Source organism: Pseudomonas sp. 22490 (assembly GCF_052044465.1).
Lineage (GTDB): Bacteria > Pseudomonadota > Gammaproteobacteria > Pseudomonadales > Pseudomonadaceae > Pseudomonas > Pseudomonas aeruginosa.
This window is the reverse complement of record NZ_JBQENS010000007.1, coordinates 178,166-193,214: the sequence shown is the minus strand read 5'-3', so window position 1 is coordinate 193,214 and position 15,049 is coordinate 178,166. Positions and strand designations below refer to the sequence as shown.

General features: G+C 68.3%; 15 protein-coding genes. 12 read left to right on the top strand and 3 right to left on the bottom strand.

The window, feature by feature from the left end:
• The first annotated feature begins 15 nt into the window (after positions 1–15).
• From ACTJJX_RS10540 to ACTJJX_RS10505, 8 genes are all read left to right on the top strand, one after another.
• The gene (locus ACTJJX_RS10540) at positions 16–105 is read left to right on the top strand and encodes a K(+)-transporting ATPase subunit F (RefSeq protein WP_003097848.1); all 90 of its coding nucleotides are present in this window, start codon (positions 16–18) and stop codon (positions 103–105) included.
• Between the two features lie 10 nt (positions 106–115).
• Entirely contained in the window at positions 116–1,810 is a 1,695-nt protein-coding gene (gene kdpA / locus ACTJJX_RS10535; RefSeq protein WP_016851768.1) for a potassium-transporting ATPase subunit KdpA, read from the top strand.
• Positions 1,811–1,821: 11 nt separating this feature from the next.
• On the top strand, positions 1,822–3,894 hold the full coding sequence (gene kdpB, locus ACTJJX_RS10530; protein WP_003097844.1) for a potassium-transporting ATPase subunit KdpB: 2,073 nt from the start codon (positions 1,822–1,824) through the stop codon (positions 3,892–3,894).
• 53 nt (positions 3,895–3,947) lie between these two features.
• Entirely contained in the window at positions 3,948–4,499 is a 552-nt protein-coding gene (gene kdpC / locus ACTJJX_RS10525; RefSeq protein WP_003120424.1) for a potassium-transporting ATPase subunit KdpC, read from the top strand.
• Positions 4,500–4,606: 107 nt separating this feature from the next.
• Entirely contained in the window at positions 4,607–7,264 is a 2,658-nt protein-coding gene (locus tag ACTJJX_RS10520; protein ID WP_010794010.1) for a sensor histidine kinase, read from the top strand.
• A 100-nt stretch (positions 7,265–7,364) separates the two neighbouring features.
• Complete coding sequence (locus ACTJJX_RS10515) at positions 7,365–8,057, top strand: response regulator (RefSeq protein WP_003114598.1); 693 nt, start codon at positions 7,365–7,367, stop codon at positions 8,055–8,057.
• Between the two features lie 121 nt (positions 8,058–8,178).
• Entirely contained in the window at positions 8,179–9,087 is a 909-nt protein-coding gene (gene glsB / locus ACTJJX_RS10510) for a glutaminase B (protein WP_003087537.1), read from the top strand.
• 110 nt (positions 9,088–9,197) lie between these two features.
• Positions 9,198–9,803 (top strand): DUF4893 domain-containing protein, encoded by a 606-nt coding sequence (locus tag ACTJJX_RS10505; RefSeq protein WP_016253583.1) that lies wholly within the window; start codon positions 9,198–9,200, stop codon positions 9,801–9,803.
• Positions 9,804–9,806: 3 nt separating this feature from the next.
• On the opposite strand, the gene ACTJJX_RS10500 is transcribed toward ACTJJX_RS10505, so the two are convergent.
• Positions 9,807–10,844 carry a patatin-like phospholipase family protein gene (locus ACTJJX_RS10500; RefSeq protein ID WP_016851767.1) on the bottom strand — a complete coding sequence of 346 codons (1,038 nt, stop codon included), beginning with the start codon at positions 10,842–10,844 and terminating at the stop codon, positions 9,807–9,809.
• A 114-nt stretch (positions 10,845–10,958) separates the two neighbouring features.
• Between ACTJJX_RS10500 and ACTJJX_RS10495 the strand changes: the two genes are divergently transcribed.
• The 3 genes from ACTJJX_RS10495 (at position 10,959) to mnmH (ending at position 13,464) form a co-directional block, all read left to right on the top strand.
• Entirely contained in the window at positions 10,959–11,237 is a 279-nt protein-coding gene (locus ACTJJX_RS10495) for a hypothetical protein (protein ID WP_003097836.1), read from the top strand.
• An 83-nt stretch (positions 11,238–11,320) separates the two neighbouring features.
• Positions 11,321–12,355 carry a selenide, water dikinase SelD gene (selD, locus tag ACTJJX_RS10490; RefSeq protein ID WP_003087546.1) on the top strand — a complete coding sequence of 345 codons (1,035 nt, stop codon included), beginning with the start codon at positions 11,321–11,323 and terminating at the stop codon, positions 12,353–12,355.
• Positions 12,355–13,464: a tRNA 2-selenouridine(34) synthase MnmH gene (gene mnmH / locus ACTJJX_RS10485; RefSeq protein ID WP_003087548.1), complete on the top strand. Its 1,110-nt coding sequence runs from the start codon at positions 12,355–12,357 to the stop codon at positions 13,462–13,464. Before selD ends, mnmH begins: the two co-directional genes overlap by 1 nt.
• On the opposite strand, the gene ACTJJX_RS10480 is transcribed toward mnmH, so the two are convergent.
• Positions 13,443–13,790: a GFA family protein gene (locus ACTJJX_RS10480; RefSeq protein WP_003114600.1), complete on the bottom strand. Its 348-nt coding sequence runs from the start codon at positions 13,788–13,790 to the stop codon at positions 13,443–13,445. The genes mnmH and ACTJJX_RS10480 overlap by 22 nt on opposite strands.
• A gap of 137 nt (positions 13,791–13,927) precedes the next feature.
• On the opposite strand from ACTJJX_RS10480, the gene ACTJJX_RS10475 reads away from it, so the two are divergent.
• Positions 13,928–14,536 (top strand): flavin reductase family protein, encoded by a 609-nt coding sequence (locus ACTJJX_RS10475; protein WP_003097831.1) that lies wholly within the window; start codon positions 13,928–13,930, stop codon positions 14,534–14,536.
• Positions 14,537–14,542: 6 nt separating this feature from the next.
• On the opposite strand, the gene ACTJJX_RS10470 is transcribed toward ACTJJX_RS10475, so the two are convergent.
• Positions 14,543–14,950 carry a DUF5086 domain-containing protein gene (locus ACTJJX_RS10470; RefSeq protein WP_003087555.1) on the bottom strand — a complete coding sequence of 136 codons (408 nt, stop codon included), beginning with the start codon at positions 14,948–14,950 and terminating at the stop codon, positions 14,543–14,545.
• Positions 14,951–15,049 lie beyond the last annotated feature (99 nt).

Below are 15,049 nucleotides of genomic sequence, written 5' to 3'. Positions count from 1 at the left end.
GGAGAGATCGCACACATGACCGTTCTGGATTGGTTGTCCCTGGCCCTGGCCACGGGACTGTTCGTCTATTTGCTGGTGGCGCTGCTACGCGCCGACCGTGCCTAGGGGAGGGCACATGAACAGCCACGAGATTCTCTTGATCCTGGCCTTTTTCGCCCTGGTCCTGGTGCCTGCACCGTTCCTCGGGCGCTACTGCTTCAAGGTGATGGAAGGCCAACGCAATCTCCTCAGCGCGCCGCTGGCGCCACTGGAGCGCGTCTGCTATCGCCTGTTCGGCGTCGATCCGGCGAGCGAGCAGGACTGGAAGACCTACACCCTGGCGCTGCTGGCATTCAACCTGGCCGGCCTGGTCCTGCTGTTCTCGATCCTCATGCTGCAGGGCAGCCTGCCGCTGAACCCGCAGCACCTGCCGGGCCTGGAATGGACCCTGGCGTTCAACACCGCGGTCAGTTTCGTCACCAACACCAACTGGCAGGCCTACAGCGGCGAGGCCTCGCTGAGCTACTTCAGCCAGATGGTCGGCCTTACGGTGCAGAACTTCGTCAGCGCGGCGGTCGGCCTCTGCGTGCTGGTGGCCCTGGCACGCGGCATCAGCCGCCGCTCCACACGACAGCTGGGCAACTTCTGGGTCGACCTGACCCGCGGCACCCTCTACGTGCTGCTGCCGCTGTGCCTGCTGCTGGCGCTGCTGCTGGTCTGGCAGGGCGTGCCGCAGACCTTCTTCGACTACGTCCATGCCACCACCTTGCAAGGCGCCGAGCAGACCATCCCGCTCGGCCCGGCGGCCAGCCAGATCGCCATCAAGCAACTGGGCACCAACGGCGGCGGCTTCTTCGGCGTCAACTCGACTCATCCGTTCGAGAACCCGAGTGCCTGGAGCAACCTGTTCGAAGTGGCCTCGATCATCCTGATCCCGGCGGCGCTGGTATTCACCTTCGGCCATTACGTGAAGGACCTGCGCCAGAGCCGCGCGATCCTCGGCTGCATGCTGCTGCTGTTCTGCCTCGGCCTGAGCCTGTCGCTGTGGGCCGAATACCAGCCGAACCCGGCGCTGGCGCAGTTGCCGATCGAGCAGGGCGCGCCGATGGAGGGCAAGGAGAGTCGCTTCGGCACCGCCGCCAGCATGCTCTGGGCGATCACCACCACCGCCGCCTCGAACGGCTCGGTGAACGCCATGCACGACAGCCTGAGCCCCCTGGGCGGCATGCTGCCGCTGCTGAACATGATGCTCGGCGAGGTGATCTTCGGCGGCGTCGGCGCCGGCCTCTACGGCATGCTGCTGTTCGTCCTGATCGCGGTGTTCCTCGCCGGCCTGATGGTCGGGCGGACGCCGGAGTACCTGGGCAAGAAACTCGAGGCGAAGGAGGTCCGCCTGCTGGTCTTCACCCTGCTGGTGATGCCTGTCGGCGTGCTGGTGCTCGGCGCCATCGCCGCCAGCCTGCCGGGGCCGGCCTCGGCGGTGACCAATCCCGGCCCGCACGGCTTCAGCCAACTGCTCTACGCCTACACCTCGGGGAGCGCCAACAACGGCTCGGCGTTTGCCGGTTTCGGTGCCAACACGCCGTTCCACAACCTGATGATCGGCCTGGCCATGCTCATCGGCCGCTTCGGCTACATCCTGCCGATCCTCGCCATCGCCGGCAGCCTGGCGGCGAAGAAGGCCAGCCCGGTGGGGCCGAACAGTTTCCCGACCCATGGTCCGCTGTTCGTCAGCCTGCTCACCGTGACCATCCTGCTGGTCGGCGGCCTGACTTTCCTGCCGACCCTGGCCCTCGGCCCGATCGCTGAACAACTGAGCCTCGGCTTCTGAAGGAATCGCACATGAACGCTCAGACCCAGGCGTCCAAGAACGCCTTGCACAAATCGCTCGAACGTCGCCACAACGCGTCCACCAGCCTCGCCGCCTTGTGGCGGCCGGCGCTGCTGCAAGCCTTCGTCAAGCTCGACCCGCGCCAGTTGCTGCGCTCGCCGGTGATGCTGGTGGTCGAACTGACCGCCGTGCTCACCACCTTGCTGTGCTTCGTCCCCGACCAGGCGGTGCCGACCTCGGTGGCGCTGCAGATCGCCCTCTGGCTGTGGTTCACCGTGCTCTTCGCCAATTTCGCCGAAGCGCTCGCCGAGGGGCGTGGCAAGGCCCGCGCGGACAGTCTCAAGGCCGGCAGCCAGGGCCTCTCCGCCAATAAGCGGCGCGCCGACGGCAGTTTCGAGAGCGTCGTTGCCAGCAGCCTGCGCAAGGGCGATGTGGTACGGGTCCAGGCCGGCGAGATGATTCCCGGCGACGGCGAAGTCATCGAAGGGGTGGCGGCGGTCAACGAGGCCGCCATCACCGGCGAATCGGCGCCGGTGATCCGCGAGTCCGGCGGCGATCGCTCGGCGGTGACCGGCAACACCCAGGTGGTGTCCGACTGGCTGCTGGTACGGATCGGCGCCAACCCGGGCGAGTCGACCCTGGACCGGATGATCGCCCTGGTGGAAGGCGCCAAGCGGCAGAAGACCCCCAACGAAGTGGCGCTGGACATCCTGCTGATCGGCCTGACCCTGATCTTCCTGCTGGTAGTGGTGACCCTCAAGCCGTTCGCCCTGTTCGCCGGCGGCAACCTGCCGCTGGTGTTCCTGGTGGCGCTGCTGGTGACGCTGATCCCGACCACCATCGGCGGCCTGCTCTCGGCCATCGGCATCGCCGGCATGGACCGCCTGGTGCGCCTGAACGTGATCGCCAAGTCCGGTCGCGCGGTGGAGGCGGCCGGCGACGTCCACGTGCTGCTGCTCGACAAGACCGGCACCATCACCTTCGGCAACCGCCGCTGCAGCGCGCTGTACGCCGCGCCGGGGGTGAGCGGCAAGGAACTGGCCGAGGGCGCGTTGCTGGCCTCGCTGGCCGACGACACCCCGGAAGGCAAGTCGATCGTCGAATACCTGCGCATCCTGCATCCGATCGAGGAGCCGCGCCGCGAGGAGCTGACGCCGATCGCCTTCAGCGCGGAAACCCGCCTGTCCGGGGTCGACTGGAACGGCCAGGTGTACCGCAAGGGGGCGGTGGATGCGGCGCTGCGCTTCATCGACCTGCCGCGGGAGAAGATGCCCGAGGTGCTTTCGCGGGAGGTGGACAAGATCGCCCAGAGCGGCGGCACCCCGCTGCTGGTGGTAGCCAACGGCCGGCTGCTCGGCGCCATTCACCTGAAGGACGTGGTCAAGCCGGGCATTCGCGAGCGCTTCGCCGAACTGCGCCGGCTGGGCATCCGCACCGTGATGGTGACCGGCGACAACCCGCTGACCGCCGCTGCCATCGCCGCCGAGGCTGGGGTCGACGACGTGATCGCCGAGGCTACCCCGGAGAAGAAATTGGCGCGGATTCGCCAGGAGCAGGGCGAAGGTCGCCTGGTGGCGATGTGCGGTGACGGTGCCAACGACGCCCCGGCGCTGGCTCAGGCCGACGTCGGCATGGCCATGAACGACGGCACCCAGGCCGCCCGCGAGGCGGCCAACCTGGTCGACCTGGACAGCGACCCGACCAAGCTGCTCGACGTGGTCCAGGTGGGCAAGGAGTTGCTGGTCACCCGCGGCGCGCTGACCACCTTTTCCATCGCCAACGACGTGGCCAAGTACTTCGCCATCCTGCCGGCGCTGTTCGTCGGCATCTACCCGCAGCTCGACGTGCTCAACGTGATGCGCCTGCAAAGCCCGCAGAGCGCGATCCTGTCGGCCATCGTGTTCAACGCGCTGATCATCGTCGCGTTGATCCCATTGGCCTTGCGCGGCGTGCGGGTTCAGGCGGCGGACGCTTCGCAACTGCTGCAGCGCAACCTGCTGATCTATGGCGTCGGCGGCCTGGTGGCGCCGTTCCTCGGGATCAAGGCGATCGACCTGCTGCTGACCGCCGTCGGCCTGGCATGAACAACGGCCCTCGCCGTCGGGCGAGGGCCTGGGACTGAAGAGAGGATCTGCACATGTTCAAGCAACTCCGTCCGGCACTGGCGTCACTGCTGGTGCTGAGCATGGTCACCGGCGTGGCCTATCCGCTGCTGGTCACCGGTATCGCCCAACTGGCGTTCCCCGAGCAGGCCAATGGCAGCCTGCTGCGCGACGCCGAGGGCAAGGTGCTCGGCTCGCGGCTGATCGCGCAGAAGTTCGACGGCGAGGAGTGGTTCCATTCGCGGCCTTCGGCGGGCGACTACGCCACCGTTTCCAGTGCCGCGAGCAACCTGGCGCCGAGCAACCCGGCACTGGCCGAGCGCATCGCCAGGGACGCCGCCCAGGAGCGTATCGCCGACCAGGGGCCGGTGCCGCTGGCGCTGGTCACTACCTCCGGTAGCGGACTCGATCCGCAGCTGCCGCCGCAGGCCGCGCGTTACCAGGCGCTGCGGGTGGCCACGGCGCGCGGGCTGCCGCTGCGGCTGGTGGAAGACCTGGTGGAAAGCCACACCGAGCGGCCGCTGGTGGGGCCGGCGGTGGTCAACGTGCTGGCGCTGAACATGGCGCTGGCGGGGTTGAAGCGCTAGGTTTCCCCAGAGACCCACGCAAGGGCTTGCAATATCGCCGCATCGGCGGATGATCGCCGGCGATCGTCCGCCCTGCGCGGCGCAGAGCAACGGAGTACGACCGATCCATGACCGACACCGCACGCGCCGACGCGCTGCTGGCCGACCTGCCCGCTGACGGGCGCGGCCGCCTGAAAGTCTTTCTCGGCGCGGCGCCGGGGGTGGGCAAGACCTTCGCCATGCTGCAGGCCGCCCAGGCCCAGTTGCGCCAGGGCGTGAAACTGCGCGCCGGGGTGGTCGAGACCCACTCGCGGGCGGAAACCGAGTCCCTCCTCGCAGGCGTGCCGCAGCAGCCGCTGCGCAGCCTCGAGTATCGAGGGATGAAACTGCAGGAAATGGACCTCGACGGTCTCCTCGCCGACCCGCCGGCGCTGGCCCTGGTCGACGAACTGGCCCACAGCAACGTTCCCGGCAGCCGCCACGCCAAGCGCTGGCAGGACATCCAGGAGTTGCTGGCGGCGGGAATCGACGTCTACACAACGGTCAACGTCCAGCACCTGGAGAGCCTCAACGACCAGGTCCGCGACATCACCGGCGTGCAGGTCCGCGAGACGGTGCCGGACTGGGTGTTGCAGGAGGCCTACGAGATCGTCCTCATCGACCTGCCGCCGCGCGAGCTGCTGGAGCGCCTGCGCGAGGGCAAGGTCTACGTGCCGGAACAGGCGCGGGCGGCGATCGATGCGTTCTTCTCGCAGACCAACCTCACCGCGCTGCGTGAACTGGCGATGCAGACCGCCGCCGCGCGGGTCGACGCCGACCTCAACCACCGCTACCGCCAGCGCGGCGAGGAAGCGCCGGCGTTGCGCGGGCGGCTGCTGGTGGGCATCGACGGTGACGAACAGGCCGAACGCCTGGTGCGCCACGCCTGCCGGGTCGCCGAACGTCGGCACCTGCCCTGGAGCGTGGTACACGTCGATACCGGCGGCTTGCGCGGCGAGCAGGCGCGGATGCGCCTGCAGGGTGCGCAGCAACTGGCCGAGCGGCTCGGCGGCGAGATCGTCGTGCTGCGCGCCGGCGAGGTGGCGCGGACCCTCCTGCAACATGCCCGCGAGCGCCGCGCCAGCCTGGTCCTGGTTGGCCAGTCGCGGCGCCGCTGGTACCGCCGGGCCTTCGGCGGTGGTCTCGCCGGGCGTCTGCTGCGCGACGGCCAGGGCCTGGAGATCAGTGCCCTGGACAGCGAGGCCGACCTGCGCCCGGCGGAACCGCGGCCACGCTATCCGGTGGTGTGGAACGACTATCTGCTGGCGCTGCTGGCGACCGCCCTGGCCAGCGGCCTGGCCTGGATCGTGGCGCACCTGCTGGAGCTGCCGAACATCTCCCTGGTGTTCCTGATGGCGGTGCTGCTGGTGGCAGTGCGCAGCAGCCTGATGCCGGCACTGCTGTGCGCGGTGGCGTCGTTCCTGGCCTATGACTTCCTGTTCATCCCGCCGCATTTTTCCTTCGCCATCCATCGCCACGAAGACCTGCTGAGCCTGGCGTTCTTCCTGTTCATGGCCGGCCTCACCGGCAACCTGGCGGCACGCCAGCGGCGCCAGCTGGAGGCGCTGCGCGATACCCAGGAGGAAACCAGCCTGCTGCTGGAGCTGTCGCGCAAGCTCACCGCCGCCACCGACCGCCAGGCGGTGCTGGCCGCCGCCGCCCAGCAGTTCGACGACTGGAAGGACGTCGAGGTCTGTCTGCTCGGTCAGGTCAATGGCGAGTGGAAGACCGAGGCCGGCGTGCAGCGGCAACTCGCCGACCAGGAACGGGTCGCCGCGGACTGGGCCTGGGCCCACGACCAGCCGGCCGGCCTCGGTACTGGCACGCTGCCCGGAGGACGCTGGTGGTGGTGGCCGCTGTCGGCGGAAGAGGGACCGCTGGCACTGCTCGGTGTCGCGCCGCTGGACGGCCAGCCGCTGAGCCCGCAGCGCCGGCGCCTGCTCGCCGCCCTCGGCCAGCCCCTGGCCCAGGCCCTGGCGCGGGCTCGCCTGGCCGAGGACCTGGAGGCCGCGCGCCTGCACGGCGAAACCGAGCAACTGCGCAGCGCCTTGCTCGCCTCGGTCTCCCACGACCTGCGCACGCCGCTGACGGCCATGCGCGGCTCCATCGACAGCCTGCTGGCGCTGGGCGAGGCGATCCCGCCGGCGGATCGTCGCGAACTGCTGGAAAGCACCCGCGACGAGGCCGAGCGACTGGACCGCTATATCCAGAACCTGCTCGACATGACCCGTCTCGGCCACGGTGGCCTGAAGCTGGCGCGCGACTGGGTGGCGCCGGGCGACATCGTCGGCAGCGCGCTGAACCGCCTGCGCGCGGTGCTGGCGCCGTACCGGGTGCAGGCGATCGTGGCCAACGACCTGCCGTTGCTCTACGTGCATGCGGCGCTGATCGAGCAGGCGCTGATCAACGTGCTGGAAAATGCCGCGCGCTTCTCGCCGAACCACGGCCGGTTGCGCATCGAGGTCAACCAGGATGCCGCCGAGCTGCGTTTCGCGGTGAGCGACGAGGGGCCGGGGATTCCCGAGGCCGAGCGGGAGAAGATCTTCGACATGTTCTACACCGCTGCCCGTGGCGACCGCGGTGGCCAGGGCACCGGCCTGGGCCTGGCGATCTGCCAGGGCATGATCGGCGCCCACGGCGGGCGCATCAGCGTCGGCGAAGGCCTCGACGGTCGCGGCACCACGCTGGTCCTGCACCTGCCGCTGCATCCGCAGCCGGACCTCGGGCAACTGGAGGGCGACGAATGAGCCCGGCGCACTTGCCTGGCGCCTGCGCTCGCGCTATTCCTGCCGTTTCCGCGACGCCGCCGCTGGCCTGTCGCCGTGTTCACCTGCCGTGCCGAGTGCCATGACCCAATTGCAGAACAGCATCCTGCTGATCGACGACGAACCGCAGATCCGCAAGTTCCTCCGTATCAGTCTCAATGCCCAGGGCTACCGGGTGCTCGAGGCCGGCACCGGCGAAGAGGGGCTGGCCCAGGCCGCGCTGAACCGACCGGACCTGGTGGTGCTCGACCTCGGCCTGCCGGACCGCGACGGCCAGGACATCCTTCGCGACCTGCGCGAATGGTCGCAGGTGCCGGTGCTGGTGCTGTCGGTGCGCGCCAGCGAGGGCGAGAAGGTACTGGCCCTGGACGGCGGCGCCAACGACTACGTGACCAAGCCGTTCGGCATCCAGGAGTTCCTCGCCCGCGTGCGCGTCCTGCTGCGCCAGGCGGCGCAGGGCGAAAGCCCGGAGGCGTCGGTGGCGGTCGGCCCGTTGCAGGTGGACTTCGCCTATCGCCGAGTCACCCTGGAGGGTGCGGAAGTGGCGCTGACGCGCAAGGAGTATGCGGTGCTCGCCGCGCTGGCACGCCATCTCGGACGGGTAGTGACCCAGCAGCAACTGCTCAAGGATATCTGGGGTCCGACCCATGTCGAAGACACCCATTACCTGCGGGTCGTGGTCGGCCACCTGCGCCAGAAGCTCGGCGACGATCCGGCCAGCCCGCGCTTCCTGGTGACCGAGGCGGGTGTCGGTTATCGCCTGCGCGACAGCTGACGCGCAGCGCAATTCTGCGCGAGGGGCATGCCTCCCGTGCGTTCATCGCCTATGATGCCGCGCATTCGCGCTGGCCCGGATGCGCCCGGGTCGGTGCCCCGGTGTCACCACGAAGGTCATCATGCAGCAACTGTTGAACGAGATTCTCGATGAAGTCCGCCCGCTGATCGGGCGCGGCAAGGTCGCCGACTACATCCCCGCGCTCGCCGGCGTCGAGCCGAACCAGCTGGGGATCGCCGTGTACAGCCGCGACGGCGAGCTGTTCCATGCCGGCGACGCCCTGCGGCCGTTTTCCATCCAGAGCATTTCCAAGGTGTTCAGCCTGGTCCAGGCGATCCAGCATTCCGGCGAGGACATCTGGCAACGCCTTGGCCACGAGCCCTCCGGCCAGCCTTTCAACTCCCTGGTGCAGCTGGAGTTCGAGCGCGGCAAGCCGCGCAACCCGTTCATCAATGCCGGCGCCCTGGTGATCTGCGACATCAACCAGTCGCGTTTCGCCGCGCCGGCGCAATCGATGCGCGATTTCGTCCGGCGCCTGTGCGGCAACCCGGAAGTGGTGTCGGACTCGGTGGTGGCGCGCTCGGAGTACCAGCACCGCTCGCGCAACGCGGCGGCGGCCTACCTGATGAAATCGTTCGGTAACTTCCACAACGACGTCGAGGCGGTGCTGCTCAGCTATTTCCATCATTGCGCGCTGCGCATGAGCTGCGTCGACCTGGCGCGGGCGTTCTGCTTCCTCGCCGACAAGGGCTTCTGCAAGCACAGCGGCGAGCAGGTACTCAACGAGCGGCAGACCAAGCAGGTCAACGCGATCATGGCCACCAGCGGGCTCTACGACGAGGCCGGCAACTTTGCCTATCGGGTCGGCCTGCCGGGCAAGAGCGGTGTCGGCGGCGGCATCATCGCGGTAGTGCCGGGGCGCTTCACGGTCTGTGTCTGGTCGCCGGAACTGAACGCCGCGGGCAATTCGCTGGCGGGTATCGCCGCGCTGGAGAAACTCAGCGAGCGGATCGGCTGGTCGATCTTCTGAAACCGCCACCCGTCGTGGCGGCGCTCGAATTCCCGGCGCCGCTGCGCTATGTTCTGCGGCTACCGCTTGCCGGCGCCGGATGCGCCGGTCCACTCGCCAGGAAGGTCGCCATGTCCCGTCCGATCCCCGTTTCCCGTGTCTTCGCCTGCCTCACCGTTCTCGCCGCCTGCGCGCATGCCGGCGCCGCCGAACCGGACTGGCGTGGCTACACCAGCGAACAGCAGCAGCGCAGCGTGCTGGCCGTCGAGCAGGACGCCGAGGCCATCAACAAGCGCTACTACGACAGTGCCTTCGAGGAATTCCTGCCGGAACTGGAGCAACTGGAACTCAGCCTGGCGCAGCCCGTCGTCGCCCTCGACGAGAAAGGCCTGCTGGGCGACTGGAAGTGCCGCTCGACCCAGGCCGACCAGTACGGCATCTATCGCTATCCGAACTTCCAGTGCCGCATCCGGCGTACCGACCGCGGCCTGTTCCTGGAGAAGACCAGCGGTTCGCAGCGGGTCAGCGGCTACCTGTTCCGCGAAGGCACGCAGCGCTACGTGTTCCTCGGCGGCGCCACGGTCAACGACGAGCCCCAGGTGGCCTTCAGTGGCCTGGTCCACGGCGCGCCGGCTGAGTCCGACGTGGTCGCGCTGCTGCGCCCGCACGCCGGTGGCTTCCTCCTGCTGTTCCCGGAACGGCGCGGCGGCTACGAGGTCCTCGAGTTCAGCCGCTGAGGCTCAGGCGTTGTCTTCCTCGTAGCGGTCCAGGGTGTCGCTGGCGATCTGCCGGCCGAGGGCGATCAGTTCCGGCGCCTTGTAGAACTCGAAGAAGCGGCAGACCCGCTTCGGCACGTTGATCAGGATGTCCGGCGGGTAGCCGGCGATCTTGTACTGCGCCAGCGAGGTCTGCATCACCTCGAAGCTCTGGTTGACCAGTTCCAGCAGCGATGCCGGACCGCTGCTTTCCACCACCGTGGTGCCGCTGGCCGACTTCGGCGAGTCCTTGCCTTGCGGCGCCGCGGCCGGCTGTTGCAGTTGCGGCTCGGCGGGCTCCTCGGATTCCGCCGGAACCGGATGGAGCAGGGCGTCGGCGCTCAGCTCCGGCGGGGTATTGTCGTCGCCGTGGCGGCGGAAGAATGAGAGTTTGTGGCCGAGGCTCTCGATCATGCTGTCGAAGCGCCCCTTGAGCGCGGCCGGACGCTCGATCACCGGCAGGTGGTACTGCTTCTGGTTGGTGGCGTTGAGGTTGACCGCGATGATCAGGTCGCTGTGGGCCGACACCACCGGCACGATCGGCAATGGGTTGAGCAGGCCGCCGTCGACCAGCATGCGGCTGCCCTGCGTGACCGGTGTGAACAGGCTGGGGATTGCCGCCGAGGCGCGCATGGCCTGGTGCAGGCAGCCTTCCTGGAACCAGATTTCCTGCTGGTTGGTGAGGTCGGTGGCAACCGCCGTGTAGGGAATCGACAGGTCCTCGATGTTTACCTCGCCGAGGATCTCGTGGATCTTGCCGAACACCCGCTCGCCGCGGATCGCGCCGAGGCGGAAGCTGACGTCGAGCAGGCGCAGCACGTCGAGGTAATCCAGGCTTTCCACCCACTCGCGGTACTCGCGCAGCTTGCCGGCGGCGTAGATGCCGCCGATCACCGAGCCCATGGAACAACCGGCGATGCAGGTGATCTCATAGCCGCGTGCCTCGAGTTCCTCGATCACGCCGATGTGCGCGTAGCCGCGCGCACCGCCGGAGCCCAATACCAGGGCGACCTGTTTGCTCATCTGCAACCCCTTGCCAATACTGCGTGACGAAGCGAAAACGATACGCGTGTCGCCCGGCCGCCGCCAAGTGCGTCGCGGCGATGCGCGGCCCTTTCCCTGTCCGGAGATCGTTCGATGAAAACCTGGATCGTTCTGCCCGTCCTTGCCCTGACCCTGGCCGGCTGCGCCGGCAAGACCGCCTACCGGGAGAACTGCGCCGACCAGTTGGACGCGGCCTGGAAGGAACTCGACCTGGCCAAGGCCGAAGGTTTCGCCGGCACCGTCAGCTACTCGAAGGCCCTGACCCTGCTCACCGGGGCCAAGACCCAGCAGCAGTTCGAGGCCTACGAGGGCTGCACCAGCAAGGCCGAGAAGGCGCGCTTCTATATCCGCGAGTCGCGCGCCGGGCGCTGAGCCGGGCGCGGCGATCGGTCCTCTGGCGGCGGCGCCGGCTTTGCTAGAATGGGCACTTTTCCGACATCCACGGGAGTACACCGATGAGCGAGGCGATCCGCCTGACCCAGTACAGCCACGGCGCCGGCTGCGGCTGCAAGATTTCGCCCAAGGTACTGGAGGTGATCCTCGCCGGCAGCGGCGCGCAGAACCTCGATCCGAAGCTCTGGGTCGGCAACGCCTCGCGCGACGACGCGGCTGTCTACGCCCTCGACGAGGAGCGCGGGGTGGTCTCCACCACCGATTTCTTCATGCCGATCGTCGACGACCCCTTCGACTTCGGCCGTATCGCCGCGACCAACGCCATCAGCGATATCTACGCCATGGGCGGCGACCCGCTGATGGCCATCGCCATCCTCGGCTGGCCGGTCAACGTGCTGGCCGCGGAAGTCGCCCGCGAGGTGATCGCCGGCGGCCGCAAGGTCTGCGAGGAAGCCGGCATCCCGCTGGCCGGCGGACACTCCATCGACGCCCCCGAGCCGATCTTCGGCCTGGCCGTGACCGGCGTGGTGGAGAAGCGCTTCATGAAACGCAACGACACCGCCGAGGCCGGCTGCAGGCTGTACCTGACCAAGCCGCTGGGCATCGGCATCCTCACCACCGCCGAGAAGAAGGCCAGGCTGCGCGCCGAGGACGTCGGCGTGGCGCGTGACTGGATGTGCACCCTGAACAGGCCCGGCGCGCGCTTCGGCCGGTTGGCGGGGGTCAAGGCGATGACCGACGTCACCGGTTTCGGCCTGCTCGGCCACCTGGTGGAAATGGCCGACGGCAGCAAGCTCACCGCACGCGTGGAGTACGCCGCGGTACCGCGCCTGGCCAGTGCCGAATATTATCTGGAGCAGGGCTGCGTGCCTGGCGGCACCCTGCGCAACTTCGACAGCTATGGCGAGCGCATCGCGCCACTGCCGGAAGTGCAGAAGCTGTTGCTTTGCGATCCGCAGACCAGCGGCGGCCTGCTGGTGGCGGTGGCTCCGGAAGGCGAGGCGGAGTTCCTCGCCGTGGCGGCGGAACTCGGCCTGCAACTGGCGCCGATCGGCGAGCTGGTCGAGCGACAGAGTCTCGCGGTACAGGTGCTGTAATGCGCGACAACACCCAGCACTACCGCGAACTGTTTCTCGACGATATCCCCCTGATGGATGTGCGCGCCCCGGTGGAGTACCACAAGGGCGCCTTTCCCAACACTGTCAACCGGCCGCTGATGAACGACATCGAGCGGCAGAAGGTCGGCACCAGCTACAAGCAGCACGGCCAGCAGGCCGCCATCGCCCTTGGCCACGAACTGGTCTGCGGGGCGCTCAAGGCCGAACGGCTGGCGGCCTGGAAAGCCTTCGCCGAAGCCAACCCGAACGGCTACCTGTATTGCTTCCGCGGCGGCCTGCGCTCGCAGATCGTCCAGCAGTGGCTGAAGCAGGACGCCGGCATCGACTACCCACGGGTGATCGGCGGCTACAAGGCGTTGCGCAACTTCCTTTTCGAAACCACCCGCGCGGCGGTCGACGAGTGCGATTTCGTGCTGGTCGGCGGCCTTACTGGTTGCGGCAAGACCGAGGTGATCGCGGCGCTGGACAACAGCCTCGATCTCGAAGGCCACGCCAACCATCGCGGCTCCAGCTTTGGCCGGCGAGCCACGCCGCAGCCGGCGCAGATAGACTTCGAGAACCGCCTGGCCATCGACATCCTGAAGAAGCGTCATCGTGGCGTCGGCCAGTTCGTCCTCGAGGACGAGGGGCGGATCGTCGGCAGCTGCTCCTTGCCGCTGGAGCTGTACCAGGGTATGCAGGGCTACCCGCTGGTCTGGCTGGAGGATGCCTTCGAGCAGCGTGTCGAGCGTATCCTCAGGGACTACGTGATCGATCTGCGCAGCGAGTTCGAGCGCGTGGTGGGCGTGGAGGAGGGCTTCGCCGCCTTCTCCGCCTACCTGCAGAAGAGCCTCGCCGGCATCGTCAAGCGCCTCGGCGGCGAGCGCTACCAGCGGCTGGCGGCGATCCTCGTGCAGGCGCTGGAAGAGCAGGGCCGCGACGGCTCGGTGGATACCCATCGCGGCTGGATCGAGGGGCTGCTCAAGGAGTACTACGACCCGATGTACGCCTTCCAGCGGCAGAGCAAGGAAGACCGCGTCGAGTTCCGCGGCAACCAGGCCGAGGTGATCGGCTACCTGCGCCAGCGTCAGGCGTTGCGGCCATCGTAGTGCTGTACCGGGAGCGCGTTGGCGTCGATGTCCTCCAGGCAGCGCGCGTTGACCGCGGCCATCGCCTGGCCGTCCGGACCTATGCCTTCGCTGAACGGCGCGCAGCCGCAGGTGGGGCAGAAGTGATGCTGCAGGCGGTGGGTGTTGAAGGTGTAGGTGTGCATCGCGCTGGCCGGCGTCTTCAGCGCCAGACGGTCGCGCGGGACGAACCACAGCAGCCAGCCGCGCCGGCTGCACAGTGAACAGTTGCACTGGATCACCTGGTCGAGGTCGCCTTCGACTTCGTAGGCGATGGTTCCGCAGTGGCAGCTTCCTCGATAGTTCATGGCAGGGCTCCTGGGTGAGGGTAGGGCAAGTCTAGCCGCTGCCTCCAGGTGGCGCAGGGCTGCGGCGCAGACGGTCGCGAGAGCTGCGGGGCTGCGGCATAATCGGCGTCCCCTCCGTCGATTTCCGCGAGACCGCCATGCAACTGGACTTCACCACCATCGCTCCCGCCGAGGCCTATCGCTGGTTGGCTTCCACCGTCACCCCGCGACCGATTGCCTGGGTCTCGACCCTGTCCGCCGAGGGCGCCAGCAACCTGGCCCCGTTCAGCTTCTTCCAGGTGATCAGCGACGAGCCGCCGACCCTGATGGTCAACGTCAGCCTGCGCGACGACGGCAGCCTCAAGGACACCCTGCGCAACGTCCAGGCCACCGGGCAGTTGGTGATCCACCTGGTCGGCGCCGCCCAGGCCGAAACCATGAACGCCACCTCCGCCTGGCTGCCCCATGGTGTGAGCGAGATCGAGACGGTCGGCATCCCTACCGTGTCCAGCGTACGCGTGGCGCCGCCGCGGATCGCCGCGGCGGCGGTGGCCTTCGAGTGCGAGGTGGCGGAGATCAAGCCGTATCCGGCGGAGAACCCCAATTGCCACCTGATCTTCGCCCGCGTGCTGCTGGCCCATGTCGACGATGCCGTGCTGGCCGACGAGCGCCATGTGGATAGCGCCCGGCTCGACCTGGTCGGTCGCCTGGGCGGCAGCCACTACAGCCATACCCGCGACACGTTCAGCATGATCCGGCCCAGGTAGCCGGGCTCAGTCCGGCGCCCGCAGGCACTCGTCGACCGTGCGCCGGCACACCGGCGCCTGGCCCGCGGCCTGGCGTTCCTGCCACTGGCGATAGGCGAACTGGTAGCTTTCCGGATACACCCCGCCGCGCTTCAGCGGCGCCACGATACTCGCGCGCAGCGCCTGTTCGGTCAGCGCCAGGTGCGCGGCCAGGCGCTGGAACTGCCAGGGCTGCTGGCCCTGGCGGCGCTCCAGGACCTCGACGTGGTACAGGCCGTCGGCCGCCGCGCTCGACAGGTTGTGCACGATCAGCCAGCGCGACAGGCCCGGCGCCGCCGGCAACGACCAGAGCGGCTGCTCGATCGGGCCGCTCCAGTCGGCCAGGGCGGGGGCGCACAGACTCAGCGACAGCAACAGCGGCAATACGGGACGCATGGCAAGCTCCTTTTCCATGGGGCGCCCAGTATGGCTCCGCGCTCGACCGACGTCAGCCCGGATATCCTGGAAACGACCTGCGCATATCTCTCCTGGCCA